The organism is Candidatus Omnitrophota bacterium (genome assembly GCA_030650275.1).
Taxonomy (GTDB): Bacteria; Omnitrophota; Gorgyraeia; order Zapsychrales; family Fredricksoniimonadaceae; genus JACPXN01.
This window is the reverse complement of the sequence record JAUSEK010000003.1, coordinates 27,902-44,834: the sequence shown is the minus strand read 5'-3', so window position 1 is coordinate 44,834 and position 16,933 is coordinate 27,902. Positions and strand designations below refer to the sequence as shown.

The 16,933-nt window shown below is 55.3% G+C and carries 17 protein-coding genes; all 17 read left to right on the top strand.

Annotated elements, in window-relative coordinates; genetic code table 11:
• Positions 1–84: 84 nt before the first annotated feature.
• The 17 genes from Q7K71_00600 (at position 85) to Q7K71_00520 (ending at position 16,873) form a co-directional block, all read left to right on the top strand.
• Positions 85–1,182 carry a glycosyltransferase family 4 protein gene (locus Q7K71_00600; protein MDO8674602.1) on the top strand — a complete coding sequence of 366 codons (1,098 nt, stop codon included), beginning with the start codon at positions 85–87 and terminating at the stop codon, positions 1,180–1,182.
• Positions 1,160–2,140 (top strand): glycosyltransferase family 9 protein, encoded by a 981-nt coding sequence (locus tag Q7K71_00595; protein ID MDO8674601.1) that lies wholly within the window; start codon positions 1,160–1,162, stop codon positions 2,138–2,140. The genes Q7K71_00600 and Q7K71_00595 overlap by 23 nt, the downstream gene beginning before the upstream one ends.
• Complete coding sequence (locus Q7K71_00590) at positions 2,121–3,050, top strand: glycosyltransferase family 9 protein (GenBank protein ID MDO8674600.1); 930 nt, start codon at positions 2,121–2,123, stop codon at positions 3,048–3,050. Before Q7K71_00595 ends, Q7K71_00590 begins: the two co-directional genes overlap by 20 nt.
• A complete protein-coding gene (locus Q7K71_00585; protein MDO8674599.1) occupies positions 3,025–4,044 on the top strand; it encodes a glycosyltransferase family 9 protein in 1,020 nt (339 codons plus the stop codon). The genes Q7K71_00590 and Q7K71_00585 overlap by 26 nt, the downstream gene beginning before the upstream one ends.
• A 33-nt stretch (positions 4,045–4,077) precedes the next feature.
• Complete coding sequence (locus tag Q7K71_00580) at positions 4,078–5,103, top strand: PfkB family carbohydrate kinase (GenBank protein ID MDO8674598.1); 1,026 nt, start codon at positions 4,078–4,080, stop codon at positions 5,101–5,103.
• Positions 5,100–5,837: a 3-deoxy-manno-octulosonate cytidylyltransferase gene (gene kdsB / locus Q7K71_00575; GenBank protein MDO8674597.1), complete on the top strand. Its 738-nt coding sequence runs from the start codon at positions 5,100–5,102 to the stop codon at positions 5,835–5,837. The genes Q7K71_00580 and kdsB overlap by 4 nt, the downstream gene beginning before the upstream one ends.
• Positions 5,830–6,651: a 3-deoxy-8-phosphooctulonate synthase gene (kdsA, locus tag Q7K71_00570; GenBank protein ID MDO8674596.1), complete on the top strand. Its 822-nt coding sequence runs from the start codon at positions 5,830–5,832 to the stop codon at positions 6,649–6,651. Before kdsB ends, kdsA begins: the two co-directional genes overlap by 8 nt.
• Positions 6,652–6,731: 80 nt before the next feature.
• Positions 6,732–7,688: a KpsF/GutQ family sugar-phosphate isomerase gene (locus Q7K71_00565; protein ID MDO8674595.1), complete on the top strand. Its 957-nt coding sequence runs from the start codon at positions 6,732–6,734 to the stop codon at positions 7,686–7,688.
• Positions 7,685–8,200, top strand: coding sequence for an HAD-IIIA family hydrolase (locus Q7K71_00560; protein MDO8674594.1), 516 nt, complete (start codon positions 7,685–7,687; stop codon positions 8,198–8,200). The genes Q7K71_00565 and Q7K71_00560 overlap by 4 nt, the downstream gene beginning before the upstream one ends.
• Positions 8,190–9,053 carry an LPS export ABC transporter periplasmic protein LptC gene (lptC, locus tag Q7K71_00555; protein MDO8674593.1) on the top strand — a complete coding sequence of 288 codons (864 nt, stop codon included), beginning with the start codon at positions 8,190–8,192 and terminating at the stop codon, positions 9,051–9,053. The genes Q7K71_00560 and lptC overlap by 11 nt, the downstream gene beginning before the upstream one ends.
• 4 nt (positions 9,054–9,057) lie before the next feature.
• Positions 9,058–9,780, top strand: a complete 723-nt coding sequence (lptB, locus tag Q7K71_00550; protein MDO8674592.1) for an LPS export ABC transporter ATP-binding protein — start codon at positions 9,058–9,060, stop codon at positions 9,778–9,780.
• Between the two features lie 47 nt (positions 9,781–9,827).
• Entirely contained in the window at positions 9,828–10,736 is a 909-nt protein-coding gene (locus Q7K71_00545) for a trigger factor (GenBank protein MDO8674591.1), read from the top strand.
• Positions 10,737–10,798: 62 nt separating this feature from the next.
• The gene (clpP, locus tag Q7K71_00540) at positions 10,799–11,413 is read left to right on the top strand and encodes an ATP-dependent Clp endopeptidase proteolytic subunit ClpP (protein ID MDO8674590.1); all 615 of its coding nucleotides are present in this window, start codon (positions 10,799–10,801) and stop codon (positions 11,411–11,413) included.
• A gap of 8 nt (positions 11,414–11,421) precedes the next feature.
• Complete coding sequence (locus Q7K71_00535; GenBank protein MDO8674589.1) at positions 11,422–12,564, top strand: alanine--glyoxylate aminotransferase family protein; 1,143 nt, start codon at positions 11,422–11,424, stop codon at positions 12,562–12,564.
• Between the two features lie 106 nt (positions 12,565–12,670).
• Positions 12,671–13,876 (top strand): AAA family ATPase, encoded by a 1,206-nt coding sequence (locus Q7K71_00530; GenBank protein MDO8674588.1) that lies wholly within the window; start codon positions 12,671–12,673, stop codon positions 13,874–13,876.
• A gap of 122 nt (positions 13,877–13,998) precedes the next feature.
• Entirely contained in the window at positions 13,999–15,585 is a 1,587-nt protein-coding gene (gene serA, locus Q7K71_00525) for a phosphoglycerate dehydrogenase (GenBank protein MDO8674587.1), read from the top strand.
• Between the two features lie 16 nt (positions 15,586–15,601).
• Complete coding sequence (locus Q7K71_00520; protein MDO8674586.1) at positions 15,602–16,873, top strand: adenylosuccinate synthase; 1,272 nt, start codon at positions 15,602–15,604, stop codon at positions 16,871–16,873.
• The last annotated feature ends 60 nt before the right edge of the window (positions 16,874–16,933 follow it).

Genomic DNA, 16,933 nt, shown 5'->3' with positions numbered 1-16,933 from the left:
GCAATGCAAGATCCGCACGCACGCGTGCATGGAGGAGATCACGCCGGAGGAAGTGTTTAAAAAAATCAAAGAATTGATCAATTTATGAATATCTTATTATTAACCAGCCATTTTGATACCGGCGGGATCACCAGTTACGTGACGACCCTCAGCGCGGGCCTGTGCCGTGCCGGGCAGAGGGTCATTGTCGTTTCCGCCGGTGGAGATGCCGTTGGTGTTCTTGAAAAGACCGGAGTACGGCACGAGCGCATGGATATCCGCGTCAAGTCCGAGGCACATCCCAAAATTTATCTGGTTCTGCCCCGTCTGGCCGCGTTGATACGCGCCGAGGGCATTGACATCATCCACGCGCAGACCCGCGTCACCCAGGTGATGGCGTTTTGGTTAAGTCGTATGACAGGCAAGCCCTTTATCAGCACCTGCCACGGATTTTTCAGACCCCGCTGGTTCAGGAAGGTTTTTTCTTGCTGGGGACAGGGGGTCATTGCCATCAGCCGCGGTGTCCGTGAACATCTTATCAAAGATCTCAACGTCGATCCCGACAGTGTTCATCCGGTCCCCAACGGTATTGATATGTCCTGCTATCCATTCACCGATGAGGCCTTGCGCCGGCAAAATCGCGCGCAATGGTCTGTGGAGGGATCTCCCGTGATCGGCATCATCGCGCGCCTGTCCGATGTCAAAGGCATTGATGTTCTTATCCGCGCCATGCCTTCGGTGAAGGCATCGTTTCCCGGCGTGCGGCTGATGATCGTGGGTCAGGGGCCGCAGGAAAATGATCTGCGGATGCTTGTCGATCAGTTGGGTTTAGAAAAGAGCGTCGATTTTCGTTCCACCGTCCAAAGCACGGCGGACATTTTGCCGGCCTTTGACGTGTTCGTGATGCCCTCACTGCAGGAGGGTTTGGGCTTAAGTGTTATGGAAGCCATGGCCGCGGGTATTCCGGTGGTGGCGTCTAATGTGGGCGGTTTGCCGGACTTGATCAAGGACGGGCAGACCGGATCTCTGACCCCTGTGGGGGATAGCACTGCTTTGGCAAAGCGTATTAAGGGAATGCTCGGTGATCCAGTCCGGGCTTTGAACATGGCCCGGGCCGCACGCGCTTTGATGGAAAAGGAATTCAGCGCAGAGCGTATGGTCGAGGGAACGGTAGCGATTTATGAAAAATATACTTGTCGTTAATGTCAATTGGCTCGGGGATGCCATTTTTTCAACGCCGGTCTTTAAGGCGTTGAAAGCCAATTTTCCCGGTGCGCGCGTTTGTTGTTTGTGCGTGCCGAGGGTCCAGGAGGTCTTGACGCATTGTCCGGACGTGGACGAGATCATCGTTTACGACGAGAAAGGGCGGCACCGCACGCCGTGGGGGCTGGTTGGCCTGATCGCTCAACTGCGCGGACGGCGTTTTGACGTAGCCTTTCTTTTGCATCGCTCCTTCACCCGCGCGCTGATGGTTTATCTGGCCGGCATCCCTCAACGCGTCGGTTATTCAAAAGCGCCGCGGCTCTTGACCCATCCCGTTGCGTTTCCCGGCGATGACATTCACCGTTCGGACGCGTATTTGAAGGTGCTTGAGGATCACGGCCTGCGTGTTGAGGACCGCTGTTGCGCGTTGACCGTCGGTGATGCCTGGCCCAAGGGTTTGGCGAACAATGTCGGGTACCTTGTTCTTAATACCGGCGGTAATTGGAAACGCAAGCAATGGCCCGAGGCGAATTGGATCGATCTGGCGCGCCGGGCAGCCGGCACGGGAGTCCAGGTTGTTTTTTCCGGTTCCCAAAGGGACAAGGAGCCCTGTGACCGTATCATCAAGTCCGCGGGCATTGCGGCGGTCAATCTGGCCGGGACCACGACCCTGGCCGAGGCCCTGGTCTTGTTCAAGAATGCCAAAGCGGTGGTGTCCTGCGACACCGGGCCTTTGCATTTGGCCAACAGCGTCGGGGCCCCTGTGGTCGCTTTGTTCGGGCCCACGCGGCCGCAGATCACCGGGCCGCGGGGAAAGCGCGGGAAGGCAGCGGTTGTGTTCAGGGATGTCGGGTGCAACAAAGCGCCCTGTTATCATTTGTCATGCGCCGATCATGTGTGCATGAATTCTGTGACGGTGGACGATGTCTGGAAAGCCCTTGGAACTATCTTCAGTTAAAAATATCCTGGTCTTTTCTCACTCAAATATCGGGGACGTGGTCGCGTCCTGTCCGGTCCTTGATGTGCTGTGCCGTGATTTTCCGTCAGCGCGTGTTCATGTTATCGTCGGCCCCAAGGCCGTGACCCTTCTGGGGGGCAATCCCCGTCTGCGCGTGATCGTTTACGACAAGCATATGTCGTGGCCGGACCAATGCCGCTGGTTTTTGGCCTTGCGCCGCGAACGCTTTGACCTCATCGTTGATCTGCGCAACACCATTTTACCTTTTGTATTGAACGCCCGCGTGCGCACCCCGCTGCAAATGCCTTCGCGGGAGCATATGAGCCGAAAACATTTGGACCGTTTGCGCACGGTCCATCATTTTTCAGATGAAAATGTCCCGCGCACGGCCATTGTGCCCAAGCCATTGGCCGGCGATGTTTTGCCCAAGGGCAAATTCGTCGTGATAGCACCCAGCGCCGCGGATTCCGCTAAACGCTGGACAGCGGATGGTTTTGTTGAGGTCGCGGATTTCATCGCGGCCAAGGGCATGGCCGTGGTTTTCACCGGCGGTGCGGCGGAAACAGAGCTCATTGAAGGCATGCGCCGGCGCATGAAAAACCCGTCGCTGTCCCTGGTTGGACAGATGGACCTTCGGGAGCTCGCCTTTGTTTTAGGCAGGGCCGCCTTCGTTGTGGCCCATGACAGCGGGGCCATGCACATCGCCTGTTATTTCGGCGTGCCGGTGATCGCCCTGTTCGGGCCCACGGATCACACAAAAAGCGGTCCGCGGGACCCTAAGTCCGTTGTCATCCGCCGCAACGGGTCTTGCCCGCGTTGTTTAAACCCCAGGAGCCGTGCGCCGCATCAATGCATGGCGGCTATTCAGGCACAGGACGTCATTGATGTCATCCAAAATAAATTTCTCTAGGATCCTGGTCGTGCGCACCGACCGTATCGGGGATGTGGTGTTGACCACACCGTTCATCAAGGCCCTGCGCAGGGCGTATCCGGCGGCGTACATTTCCATCCTCGTGACACCGGCGACAAAGGACCTGGTCACTGGCAACCCTTATCTCAACGAGGTCTTGGTGGACGATCGCGCGGGACGGCACAAAGGCGTGCTCGGAGCTTTGCGTTTAGCGCGGGAGATCCGCCGCGGGAATTTTGACACCGTTTTTATTCTGCATACCAAACGCCGTTATAACTTCGCGTGTTTTTTGGCCGGAGTGCTGGCGCGCATTGGTTACCGCAACGACAAAATGGGATTTTTGCTCACACACCCTTTAAAAGATGTCCGGCATTTGGGTGAAAAACATGAAAGCGAATATTGTTTGGACGTTTTAAAGGGGGTCGGCATTCCCACGGAGACCGAAGATGCTTTGGGCATGCTGGTGCCTGTGCGCAAGGATGCGGAGACCTGGGTTTTGGATTGGCTCAACAGCCAGGGCATACGGGCCGGGGAGTTGATCGCCATTCATCCAGGCGCCAGCGACCCGGCCAAATGCTGGCCGGCCGCGTCCTTCGCGGGTTTGATCAGCCGTTTGACGGACCGCTATGATCTTAAGATCGTTTTGATCGGAGGGCCCCAAACCACGGCCATCGCCGCAGAGATATTACGCCTATGCCCCAAGCCGGTGGCGGACTTGACCGGACGCACGAGCGTGGCCCAAAGTGTAGCCCTGTTGAGCCGCTGCCGGCTTTTGATCTCCAATGACTCGGGCCCTGTGCATCTGGCCGCGGGGGTGGGGACTTTCGTTATTTCCTTATTTCTACGCGATCAGCCCGGCATTAACCCTAAACGTTGGAAGCCGTTGGGGCCCAAAGGGTTTTTTCTCTCAACCGATCCCATCACCGTGGACAAGGTCCTGGACCTGGTGGAAGACATCCTGCGCAGGGACAGCCAGGGTATTTTTTATTGGTAACCCCTTGCAAACTATGCTAAAATGACCGGTTTTATGGCCACTACTTATAATAATATAATAGCCAAGTTCAAGACCAGGCGGCTTTTGGTGGTCGGCGACGTGGTCCTTGACCGGTACATCAAGGGCAGCGTCAGCCGCATTTCCCCGGAAGCCCCGGTGCCCGTGGTTTTGCAGGAGGAATCGTTTTTTACGCTGGGGGGCGCTGCCAACGTGGCCAATAATTTGCGCAGTTTGGGCGCGCAAGTCACCCTGGTGGGCAAGATCGGGAAAGACGCTGAAGGCGGCATCCTGAAAAAAGAATTGGAACGCCGCAAGATCACCACCGCCGGCATTTTTGCCGATGGACACATGGACACCATTTTTAAGACCCGGATCATTGCCCGGCATCAGCAGGTGGTGCGTTTGGACCGTGAGACCCGCCTGGACCTCAAGGACGACAAGCTCAAGGCGGCCAAGATCATCCCGTTCATCCGCCGGAATTTTTCCAAATTTGACGCCGTGATCATTTCCGATTACGGCAAGGGGACCGTTGACGCCGGGCTTTTGAGCGCCGTGCGCAGTTTGGCGGGGGAACATAAAATTCCCGTGGTTGTGGATCCCAAGCTTGAGGACCTGCGCGGTTACGGCCGGGTGACGTGCATCACGCCCAACAAGAAAGAGACCGAGACCGCTTTGAGCATTATCCCCGAAGAGACGCGCAAGCGTTACGGCATCCGTTCGACGCGCCTCGACACCAAGGAAGATATTGAAAGCAATGGCCGCGGCTTATTGGCCTATCTGGGCATTGGGTCCCTGCTCGTCACTTTAGGCGAGCATGGGATGTACGTTTTTGAGCGGGGCAAGCCGCCGTTCCCCATCGCCACGCGCGCCCAGGAGGTCTATGACGTTTCCGGCGCCGGGGACACGGTCATTTCCGTTTTTGCTTTGTGTTTGGCGGCCGGGGCTGATCAGCGCCGGGCCGCGGACATCGCCAATCACGCCGCCGGCATCGTCGTCGGTAAAATGGGGGCCGTGGCTGTCGGGTTGGACGAGTTAAAGGCAGCCCTGGACCATCCATGAAGACATTAGGAGTTATTCCCGCGCGTTTTGCGTCCACGCGTTTTCCGGCCAAGGTTTTGGCGCTCATCAACGGCGCGCCTATGATCGCGCATGTCTGGAAACGGGCCAAGCAATGCTGTCAGCTGGACGATGTGCTCATTGCCTGCGACCACGCCGAGGTTTTGAACGCGGCCCGCGCGTTCGGGGCCAAGGCGGTGATGACCGATCCCCGGCATCCGTCGGGTTCGGACCGCATCGCCGAAGTGGTCAAAGACCTGGATGTAGACATCGTCGTCAATATCCAGGGGGACGAGCCGTTGGTTGACCCGGCCGCCATTGATGCTTTGGTTTTGGCTTTAAAGAACGATCCTTCGTGCCAGATGGGCACGGTGGTCAAGGTGATCACCGACGAGAGGGACTTCACGGATCCCAATGTCGTCAAATGCGTCCTGGACGCGGCCGGATACGCGCTGTATTTTTCGCGCGCGCCCATTCCTTATAACCGCAACGCGCAAAGGCCAGCAGAGCTGAAGCTGTATAAACATTTGGGCTTATACGCGTACCGTAAAGAATTTTTATTGCAGTACACGCGCTGGCCCAAGTCCATTTTGGAAAGCACGGAGCAGTTGGAACAATTGCGCGCTTTGGAAAACGGTGCCCGCATCAAGACCGTCGTGACAAAGGCGGAATCGATCGCGGTGGACACGCGCGAAGACCTGAAAACAGCGAAGGAATTTTTGAGGCGCCATGGTTAAAGAGATCAAAATAGGTAAAGTCAGATTCGGCAAAGGCCATCCGTTCGTGCTGATCGCCGGGCCCTGCGTGATCGAGTCCAGGGCTTCTGCGTTGGCCATCGCCGAGCGGATCAAAAAGATCACGTCGCGTTTGAGAGTGCCGTTCGTGTTCAAGGCCAGCTTTGACAAGGCCAACCGCACGTCCATCAGGTCTTTCCGCGGCCCCGGATTATGGGAAGGGTTGAAGGTCCTGGCGGAGATCAAGGCCAAGGTCGGAGTGCCGGTTTTAAGCGACGTGCATGATATGGGTCAGGTCGGCCCGGCCGCTGAAATTTTGGACATCATCCAGATCCCCGCGTTCCTGTGCCGCCAGACGGATCTCATCGTGGCCGCGGCCAAAACAGGCAGGGTCATCAATGTTAAAAAGGGACAATTTTTGGCGCCGTGGGACGTGGCCGGCATTATCAAGAAAATGGAAGAGGCGGGCAACCGGAATTTATTGCTCACCGAGCGCGGGGTGAGTTTCGGGTATAACAATCTGGTCTCGGATTTCAGGTCTTTGGCGGTGATGCGCGAAACAGGATACCCGGTCATCTTTGATGCCACGCACAGCGTCCAGCATCCCGGCGGTCTGGGCCATGCCTCGGGCGGGGAAAGCAAATACATTCCGTTATTGGCGCGCTGCGCCGTTGCCGCCGGTGTTGATGGGATCTTTTTAGAGACGCATTCGAATCCGGCCAAGGCCTTGTCCGACGGGCCGAATATGCTTCCAATTAATAAATTGGAAGATTTTCTCAAGGATTTAATTAATATTGACCGAGTAGTTAAGAAGTAAGCAGGAATTATGGGGACACAAAACTTAATTCCTGTGTTATGTATGGTTGAATTAAGTATTGTGTCCCTATAATTCAAAATATGCTTAAACGCGCTAAACAGGTTTTAGAGATCGAGGCCCGTGCCGTCAAGGCGCTGGCCGGGCGTTTGGACAGGAACTTCATCGCGGCCGTGGACCTGATGGCCAAATGCCAGGGCCGTGTGGTCGTTTGTGGCATGGGCAAAAGCGGCATCGTGGGCCGCAAGATCGCGGCCACCTTCTCCTCCACGGGCACGCCCAGCGTTTTTCTGCACAGCGCCGAGGCCGTGCACGGTGATCTGGGGCAGGTGACCAAACGCGATGTGTTCATTGTCATTTCCCAAAGCGGGGAGACCCAGGAGAGCGTGCGGACCCTGCCTTTGGTCAAGAAGATCGGGGCCAAGACCATTGCTTTGACCGGCAATCCCCGGTCGTCCCTGGCCCGCCACAGCGACGTGGTGCTCAATGTTTCCGTGAAGGAAGAAGGATGTCCGCTGGGCCTGGCGCCCATGGCTTCAACCACGGCGACCCTGGCCATGGGGGATGCGTTGGCCGCGTGTTTGATCGACCGCAGGAAGTTTAAAAAGGAAGATTTCGCTTTTTACCATCCCGGCGGCGCTTTGGGCCGGCGTTTGTTCTTAAAAGTCGAGGACATCATGCGCGCGGGTACGCATTACGTCAGGGTCAAGCCGTCGGCCAGGGTCAAGGATGTGCTCTTGGCCATCACCAGGGCCCGTTGCGGATCCGCCTGTGTTGTCGACGGTCAAAACCGGCTGCTGGGAATATTCACGGACGGGGACCTGCGCCGTCATTTGAAAGAAGACCCCGCGCTTTTATCCAAGCCCGTGGGGCTGTTCATGACCAAAAAACCGACAGCCATTGTTAAAGATAAACTGGCGGCCGAGGCCTTTGATATTTTGAAGACCAAAAAGATCGACGAATTGCCCGTGGTGGACCAAAAGGCCAAACTCGTTGGTTTGGTGGATGTGCAGGACCTGTTGAAGGCGGGGCTGGTATGATCACGGACAAGGCGCTCAAGAAGATCAAGGTCCTGGCTTTTGATGTGGACGGTGTTTTGACCGACGGCAAGATCATCATTGACAGCAACGGCGTTGAGAGCAAGGCGTTTGACGTGCAGGATGGTTTCGGCATTGTTTTCGCCCAAAAGGCGGGCCTGAAGACCGTGCTCATTTCCGCCCGCCTTTCCGATGTCGTGCGCTACCGCGCCGAGGATTTGAAGATCGACAAAGTGTTCACGGGCGTTTACCCGAAGACCGGCGCTTATGAACAGATGCTGCAGGATTTTAAGGTCTCAGACAGCGAAGTGTGTTTTGTCGGCGATGATCTGGCCGACCTGGTGGTCCTCAAGCGTGTTGGTTTCGGGGTGGCTGTGGCCAATGCCGCCCCCGAGCTCAAACAGGCGGCGCATTATGTCACGTCCCGTCGCGGCGGAGACGGCGCTGCCCGTGAGGTCATTGAAATGGTCTTAAAGGCGCAGGGCAAGTGGGGGCCTGAATTGTATGAACATTAAAACGATCATGATAACGTTCGGGATCTGCTATCTGGCATACGCCCCCGCGTTTGCAGAGGATGCGCCGGCGCAGGATCAGGATGCGCCCACCCAGCAATTGGAGGGGTTTAATCTCAACGGCTATACCACCGGCGGTAAAAAGTCGTGGGAGATCAATGGCGATAAAGCTGATATTTCCGATGAAAAAATAAAGATCACCAACGTGGACGCGAATGCGTTTGACAAGCAAAAGGTCAATCTCAAGTCCAGGACCGGCACCATCAACAAGATCAACGGGGACATCAACCTGAAGGACGACGTGGTCATCACCGCCGAGCGCGGCACGCAGATGACCACCGATACCCTGGACTGGAAACGCGATCAGGACCTGATCACGACCAAGGACCCGGTCAAGATCGTGGACAAGCAGGGGGTGATCACCGGCACAGGCCTGACCGCGCACCCGAATTTGAAACAGGCCGCCATTGACCAGGACGTCAAGGCGGTTTTGAATACGACCAAGGACCTCACGCCCAACCAGACAGCGACCATCACCTGCGACGGGCCCATGCAGATGGACCAGCTGAAAATGGTCGCGGTTTTTAATGTCAACGTGGTGGCGGTTGAGGCATCCACGGGCCGCCAGCTGTACGCGGACAAGATGACGGTTTATTTTGACGACAAGACCAAGAAGATCAAGAAAGTGATCTGCACGGGCCATGTGAAGGTCATTCAGGGGACCAATGCCAGTTACGCCGATGAAATGGTTTATGACGGCGATGACCAGCAATTGATCATGACCGGCCGTCCCAAACTGGTATTTGACACCAGCGACAATAAGGGATCAGGATTGTTCCCCAAGATGGAAAAATGACCTTATGCATTTACTGGAAGCGAAAAATTTGGTGAAGACATACGGGGGGCGGCGCGTCGTGGACGGATTGACCATTTCGGTCGGCCGTTCCGAGATCGTGGGCCTTTTGGGCCCCAACGGCGCCGGCAAGACCACGAGTTTTTACATGGTGGTGGGGATCGTCGATCCTGATGAAGGCCAGGTGGTCTTTGACCAGGAAGACATCACCAAAAAACCCATCCATGACCGCTGCCGTCTGGGCATGGGGTATCTGGCGCAGGAAAGTTCCATCTTCCGCAAACTGACCGTCGAGGAAAACATCATGGCGGTCCTGGAAACCTTGCATTTGAGTCCCAGGGAACGCAAAAACCGTCTGGAGTCCTTGCTGGAAGAACTCAACATTTCGCATCTGGCCAGGTCCAGGGCCTACACGCTTTCCGGCGGGGAACGCCGGCGTCTGGAGATCACCCGCGCTTTGGTCACCAACCCGTCGTTCTTGCTTTTGGATGAGCCGTTCTCGGGCATTGATCCCATTGTCGTGGCCGAGGCGCAGGAGATCATCCGCGACCTTAAAAAACGGGGCTTAGGCATCTTGCTGACCGACCATAACGTGCGCGAGACGCTGTCCATCACCGACCGCGCGTATCTGGTTGCCGACGGCAGGGTCCTGATCTCCGGCACGGCGCAGGACCTGATCAACGACCAGAAAGCCCGGAAAATTTATTTGGGCGAGAAATTCACTATGTAGGGGCACGGCATGCCGTGCCCGTACATTAATGGAAAGGAATCGCGTTAATGAAAGTAGATGTCAAAAAGATCGACACGCTCAAACGTGAGGTCAAATTTGAGGTCCCCCGTGAGCGGGTCAGCAAGACCATGGACGAGGTCTACGAGGAGATCAGCAAATACGCCAAGGTCAGGGGCTTTCGCCCGGGCAAGGTGCCGCGCGCGGTCCTGGCCAATTCTCACGGCAAACTCGCCGAGGAAGAGACCATCAAGAAACTCGTGCCCCAGGCCTATCAGGAAGGCATCGGTCAGCATCAGTTGAACCCCATTGACCTTCCCCAGATCAGCGACGTGGCCCTGAAGGACGGCATCTTGAGTTTCAAAGCGACTTTAGACATCCGTCCCGAGGTGAAACCCGGCCATTATAAGGGCATTAAGGTGACCCGCAAAAGTTCCAAGGTCAGCGAGGAAGATATCACCAAGACCCTTGAATTTTTCAAGAAAGGCCGCGACGGCGCCGAAATTGTTATTGACGACGCGTTCGCGCGTGGCATGGGTTTTCCGAACTTGGAGGATTTCAAGCAGGCCTTATCACGCCAGCTGGAACTGGACAAAGACCGCCAGAACCGCGTTGACGTGGAAAACCAGGTCATTGATGCCCTGATCAAGAACGCCCGGCTCGTGGTGCCGCAGTCCCTGGTCCAGCGCCAGCTGCAGCACCGTTTGAACGAGACCCTCAAGCGGCTTAAAAGCCAGGGCATGAAGGACGAGGAGATCCAGAAAAAAGAAGCGGAGATCGCCGCATCACTGCAGACGATGGTTGAACGCGACGTGAAGGTGTATCTCATTCTGGAGGAGATCGCCAAACAGGAAAAGATCGGGTCAGAACAGCAGGAGAATTTGCCGGCCAAGGTCATGGAATTTTTGCTCAAAGAAGCCAAATGGGTAAGTGATCTGCCGACGCAGATCACTTCCTGAAAAGCTGCTTCCCAAGCTTTTCAGGGGGCTCCTCAGTGGTTTTTAATCGTAAGGAGGATTGAATGTTAAAATCACAAATTTTAGTTCCGATGGTCATTGAAAAGACCAGCCACGGGGAACGCGCCTATGACATTTATTCGCGATTGCTCAAAGACCGGATCATTTTTTTGGGCACGGGCATTGACGACACCGTCGCCAACTTGGTCATCGCGCAAATGCTGTTCCTGCAGTCTGAGGATTCGCAGAAAGACATCAACGTGTACATCAATTCTCCCGGCGGTTCGGTGACGGCGGGACTGGCCATTTACGATACCATGCAGTTCGTCAAACCCAACGTGTGCACCTATTGCGTGGGTCAGGCCTCCAGCATGGGCGCGGTGCTGTTGACCGCGGGCACCAAAGGCAAACGCTACGCGCTTCCCAACGCCCGCATCATGATCCATCAGCCGTGGGGTGGCACGCAGGGGACCGCCAGCGACATTTCCATCCAGGCGGAGGAGATCCTGCGCATGAAGGATGAGCTCAACAAGATCCTGGCCAGACACACGGGCCAGGCCGTCGAGAAAGTCAAAAAAGACACGGACCGCGATTTCTTCATGTCCGCGCAGGAAGCCAAGGATTACGGGCTTGTGGACGGCGTCATCGCACATTTCGGGGAACCGGATAAGAAGCAATAGGAGATATTATGAAACGCAATTTGTTGTTGACCCCGGGACCGACACAGGTCCCGCCGGAATTGTGTGCCGCTCTGGGGCGGCCCATCATCCATCACCGCACGCCGCGCTTTCAGGAATACCTTAAGGAGGTGGTCGCGGGACTGCAGGAGATCGCCCGGACCAAAAACGACGTTTACCTGCTGGCCTCTTCGGGGTCTGGCGGCATGGAGGCCTGCGTTGTCAATCTTTTGTCCCCCGGGGACAAAGCCATTGCGGTCAACAGCGGCAAATTCGGCGAGCGCTGGGTGGACCTGTGCCGGACGTACAAGGCCAATACCATTGAGATGAAGGTGCAGTGGGGCAAAGCGCCCAAGGCCTTGGACATCAAGAAATTATTGGACCAGCATCCGGACGCCAAGGCCGTTTTCGTCACCCTGGTCGAGACATCGACGGGTGTTACCCCGGACATCAAGGCCATTGGTGAAGCGGTCAGGAACACCAAGGCCGTTCTTGTCGTTGACGCGGTCTCGGGATTAGCGGTGCAGGAATTGCGCGCTGACGAATGGCATGTGGACATGGTGGTTGCCGGTTCTCATAAGGGTTTGATGCTGTCGCCCGGAGTTGGCTTTGTCACCGCCTCGCCCAAGGCCATTGCCTACATCAATGCATCAACGACCCCGCGCTTGTATTTCGACCTGCGCGAGTCCAAGAAGGCGCTGGAAAAGACCGATACGCCTTTTACCCCGGCCATCGGCATCATCATTGCCATGGCGGAGAGCATACGCCTGATCAAGGAGCGTGGTCTGGACAACATGTTCAAACATTTTGAGCGTCTGGCCAAGGCGGCCCGCGCCGGATGCAAGGCCATCGGCATGGACCTGTATCCCGACTTGTCCTGTGCGACCAACGGCTTGACCGCGGTGAAGGTGCCTGCCGGTATTGACGGGGAGAAATTGACGAAGATCATGCGCGATACGCACGGCATCACCTTTGCCGGCGGACAGGGCCCTTTAAAGGGAAAGGTCATCCGCATGGCGCATATGGGCGCTTTGGATGAATACGATGTCCTGACAGGTTTGGCCTGCCTGGAGAAGGTCTTGCATGAGATGGGACACAAATTTGAATTGGGCGCCGGCTTGGCCGCAGCGCAGAAAGCCCTGAATCAAAAATAGGATTTTTCCCTCCCCTCTTTGTGGGTGGGTGAGATTTATTAGCAGACTACACTTGACGGAATTGTTAATATATCGTATACTCTACTAGTCCTTAGGAGTTTATACAATGCTTGAAGAACTTTTTTATATACACAAACAAACGGTTGAAGATACCCCAGTGGATTTTAAAAGGTATCTTTACCATACGATTGATTGGAGCGCTTCGGCCCTTTGTATCACAGGCTCCCGGGGGGTCGGTAAGACAACGCTTTTGCTTCAGCATTACCGTGATCAATACGATGATGTTGAGAAATGCTTATACATTTCGGCCGATAATGTGGAGGTTTCTGCGGGAGGGCTTTTCCGTACAGCAAAGGAATATTTTCAATACGGAGGCGAAGCCCTCATTATTGATGAGATCCATAAATATTCCAAATGGGAGGTGGAACTCAAGAGCATTTTAGATACATTCAAAGGAAAGAAAATCCTTGTTTCCGGTAGTTCTTCGCTTGCTTTGCAGGAGAGCAAGGTGGACCTTTCGCGCCGGTTGGTCTATTACGGGATGAAGGGGCTTTCGTTCCGGGAGTACTTGGCGCTTAAAGAGAAAATCTCAGTTCCGGCTGTATCTCTTGAGGATGTCTTGACCGGTCATGTGCGTCTGGCCCAAAAATTCGCTTCCGGTAAACCAATACTCAAATATTTTAAGCATTATCTTGCCATGGGGTATTACCCGTTCTTTCTCGAGGGAGAAGCGACCTATGTCTCGAAACTCCTTAATATCATTGAAAAGGTCCTTTATGAAGATGTCGCGGTCATGGGGAATGTAAAAAAATCGAACATTGCGGTCCTCAAGAAAATGCTTTGGCTTATTGCGACCGCCGGATCGTTCACGGTCAATATTGATAAAATGAGCCGTGAACTGGGTCTATCAAAAGAATATGTTTATGCTTACCTGGAGTATCTTGAGGGATCGGGATTAATATATTGTTTGCGTCCCGGCGGTAAAGGCTACGTGTTGGCGCGCAAACCGCAGAAGGCGTATATTGAAGATCCCAATCTTCTCGGTGTTTTGCATAGCCAGCTTATATCCGAGCACGACCAGGGGGCATTGCGCGAGACTTTCTTTCTCAATCAATTAAAAGGCCTTGTTAAAATAACGGCCAGCGATAAAGGGGATTTTTTGGTGGGTGATAAATATATCTTTGAGATCGGCGGCAAGGGCAAGACGTTCAAGCAAATTAAGAATACGGATAATGCCTTTGTGGCCGCGGACCGTATTGAGATAGGTGCCGGCAATAAAATCCCATTGTATCTATTTGGCATGCTCTATTAAAGTCGCAACAATTTGAAAGAGTAGATTCGGAGTAGATTCGAGCCACCCACCGTAATCCGAATTAATTGAAATGGATTCCCGCTTTCGCGGGAATGACAGTGTAAGCATATGAAAGGGATTGTATGTTTAAAATTCTAGTCAGTGATAAATTGGAAAAAGAGGGCCTGGACATTCTCACCGCCGAGCCGGGGTTCACGGTGGATTGCAAGTTCGGCGTGCCGGCGGATGAACTCAAAAAGATCATCAAGGATTATGACGCGCTCATCGTGCGCAGCGGCACGCAGGTCACGGCCGAGATCATCGCAGGGGCGGACAAGTTGAAGATCATCGGCCGCGCCGGTGTGGGCCTGGACAATGTGGACCTGCCGGCCGCGACCAGAAAAGGCATTGTTGCCATGAACACCCCGGCGGGCAACACCACGTCTACCGCCGAGCACACCATGAGTTTGATCATGGCGCTCTCGCGCAATATCCCGCAGGCCGTGGCGTCGCTCAAAAGCGGAAAATGGGAGCGTTCAAAATTTACCGGCATTGAATTGTATGGCAAGACCTTGGGTATCATCGGCCTTGGCCGCATCGGGACCACGGTCGCTAAAATGGCCCAGGGTTTCGGCATGATCACCATCGGCTACGATCCGTTCCTTTCTGCCGCGATCGCGGCGAAGAATGGCATTCAACTGGTGGAATTGGATAAAATTTACAAGACCGCTGATTACATCACCGTGCACATTCCCAAGACCGAGGAAACTACCGGCATGATCGGCGAAAAGCAGATCGCTCTCATGAAAAAAACCACGCGCCTCATCAATTGCGCGCGCGGCGGTATCATTGACGAGAAAGCCCTGGCCAAGGCCTTGACTGAAAAACGCATCGCGGGCGCGGCATTGGACGTTTACAGCGCCGAACCTCCGGATTTTAACGATCCTTTATTCAAACTGGACAATTGTGTCACCACCCCGCATCTGGGCGCTTCCACGTCCGAGGCCCAGGTCAACGTTGCCGTGGAGATCGCGCAAGCGGTCAAGGACGCGCTGTTAGGCCGCGGCATCCGCAACGCCGCCAATTTCCCGAGTTTAAGCGCCGAGGCCTACAAGGCCATTGAGCCCTATCTGGATCTGGCCGAACGCATGGGCAAATTCGCCGGCCAACTTGTGCAGGGACGGGTCAAGGAAGTCAAGGTCACCTACAGCGGTGCCGTCACCCAGCAAAATGTGGCGCCGGTCACCATGGCTTTGGCCAAAGGGCTTTTGACGCCGGTCCTGGGCGAGACGGTCAATACCGTCAATGCCATGAACATGGTCAAGGACCGCGGCATCAATATCCAGGAGATCATTTCCAACCAGGAAGGTGAATACATGAATCTGGTCAGCGTGGACGTGGTTTCCGACAAAGAGACGTTCGGTGTCTGGGGGACGCTGACCGGCAACCATCAGCCGCGCATCGTCAAGATCAACAATGTTTACGTCGAGACCACTCCCGCCGGACACATGCTGTTCATCAACAATAACGACAAGCCCGGCATTGTCGGCGCCATCGGCACCGTTTTGGCGGCAGCCGGCATCAATATCGCCGGCATCACGCTGGGCCGTGAGGACCAGCAGGGGGTGGCGGTCAGCGTCGTTAATGTGGACAGCCAGATCCCCGAGCCCGTTTTGGCCAAACTCAAGCAGACCAAAAATATCCTGTTCGCTAAAACCATCAAGGTGTGACCTAAAGAGAGATCGTATGAATCTTGTTGTTGTAGGCGCCCAATGGGGGGATGAAGGCAAGGGAAAATTGATCGACATCCTTTCCCAGGGCGTTGATATCACGGCGCGTTATCAGGGCGGCAATAACGCGGGCCATACGGTCATTGTGGGGGACAAGGAATATATTTTTCATCTGATCCCCTCGGCGATCCTGCGCCGGGACAAGGTCTGTGTCATCGGCAACGGGGCGGTCGTTGATCCCAAGGCCTTGCTCGACGAGATCGGCGCTCTCAAGAAACGCGGCCTGCCCATGACGGGTAAGCAACTCAAGGTGGCCTCCAATGCCCATGTGGTGATGCCGTATCACCGGGTGATGGACGGTTTGAGGGACAGCAGGCGGACCCAGAAGATCGGGACCACGGGCAGGGGCATCGGCCCCTGTTACGCGGACAAGGTCGGGCGCATGGGCGTGCGCATGACCGACCTTTTGAACCCCCGCGCGCTCAAGGCCAAGATCGCGGACAATCTCGCCGAGAAGAACGATATTCTCGTGAATGTGTATCGGCACAAGCGATATGATTTCAACGCTGTTTATAAGGAATATTTGGGCTATGGACAGCGTTTGAAACCTTATATCTGCGACACGGCGTTGTATTTGAACCGCGCCATCGACCGCGGGAAAAAAATCCTTTTTGAAGGGGCGCAGGGCACATTTTTGGACATTGATTTTGGGACATACCCGTTTGTCACGTCCTCCAACGCGACCACCGGCGGGGTTTCCTCCGGCACAGGCGTGCCGCCGACAAAGATCGGCAGGGTTGTTGCCGCGGTCAAGGCCTACACCACGCGGGTGGGGGAAGGGCCGTTTCCCACGGAATTCAAGGGAGCCATGGACGAAGCCATCCGCCGCAAGGGCCTTGAGTTCGGTGCCACCACCGGCCGGCCGCGGCGCTGCGGATGGTTTGACAGCGTGCTGGTGCGTTACGCGGTCATCATCAACGGCGCCACCGAACTGGCCATCATGAAATTAGACGTTTTGGACGACCTGCCCCAATTGAAGATCGCCACCGCGTATACATATAAAGGAAAGACCTATAAGGATTATCCGCACGATGGCGAGGTCCTGGGCAATGCCAGGCCGGTGTATGAAACCCTGCCCGGCTGGCAGGCCGATACCCGCGGCATACGCTCTTTCGCCCAACTGCCGGCCAATGCCCGTCGGTACATCCGCCGGCTTGAGGCATTGCTGAAAGTGAGGGTCAAATATATTTCCGTGGGCTCCAAGCGCGACGCGATCATCGTCCGGTAGCATTGAGGTGAGGGCGGATTTTCTTGACTTTAATAAATGGCTGTGATAATTTGAGTTCCT

Coding starts and splice junctions, on each gene's coding strand:
- lptB (MDO8674592.1), top strand. CDS start 9,058: ATGCATTTACTGGAAGCGAAAAATTTGGTGAAGACATACGGGGGGCGG.
- Q7K71_00595 (MDO8674601.1), top strand. CDS start 1,160: ATGAAAAATATACTTGTCGTTAATGTCAATTGGCTCGGGGATGCCATT.
- Q7K71_00520 (MDO8674586.1), top strand. CDS start 15,602: ATGAATCTTGTTGTTGTAGGCGCCCAATGGGGGGATGAAGGCAAGGGA.
- Q7K71_00535 (MDO8674589.1), top strand. CDS start 11,422: ATGAAACGCAATTTGTTGTTGACCCCGGGACCGACACAGGTCCCGCCG.
- serA (MDO8674587.1), top strand. CDS start 13,999: ATGTTTAAAATTCTAGTCAGTGATAAATTGGAAAAAGAGGGCCTGGAC.
- kdsA (MDO8674596.1), top strand. CDS start 5,830: ATGGTTAAAGAGATCAAAATAGGTAAAGTCAGATTCGGCAAAGGCCAT.
- Q7K71_00530 (MDO8674588.1), top strand. CDS start 12,671: ATGCTTGAAGAACTTTTTTATATACACAAACAAACGGTTGAAGATACC.
- lptC (MDO8674593.1), top strand. CDS start 8,190: ATGAACATTAAAACGATCATGATAACGTTCGGGATCTGCTATCTGGCA.
- Q7K71_00560 (MDO8674594.1), top strand. CDS start 7,685: ATGATCACGGACAAGGCGCTCAAGAAGATCAAGGTCCTGGCTTTTGAT.
- Q7K71_00565 (MDO8674595.1), top strand. CDS start 6,732: ATGCTTAAACGCGCTAAACAGGTTTTAGAGATCGAGGCCCGTGCCGTC.
- kdsB (MDO8674597.1), top strand. CDS start 5,100: ATGAAGACATTAGGAGTTATTCCCGCGCGTTTTGCGTCCACGCGTTTT.
- Q7K71_00545 (MDO8674591.1), top strand. CDS start 9,828: ATGAAAGTAGATGTCAAAAAGATCGACACGCTCAAACGTGAGGTCAAA.
- Q7K71_00600 (MDO8674602.1), top strand. CDS start 85: ATGAATATCTTATTATTAACCAGCCATTTTGATACCGGCGGGATCACC.
- Q7K71_00580 (MDO8674598.1), top strand. CDS start 4,078: ATGGCCACTACTTATAATAATATAATAGCCAAGTTCAAGACCAGGCGG.
- clpP (MDO8674590.1), top strand. CDS start 10,799: ATGTTAAAATCACAAATTTTAGTTCCGATGGTCATTGAAAAGACCAGC.
- Q7K71_00585 (MDO8674599.1), top strand. CDS start 3,025: ATGTCATCCAAAATAAATTTCTCTAGGATCCTGGTCGTGCGCACCGAC.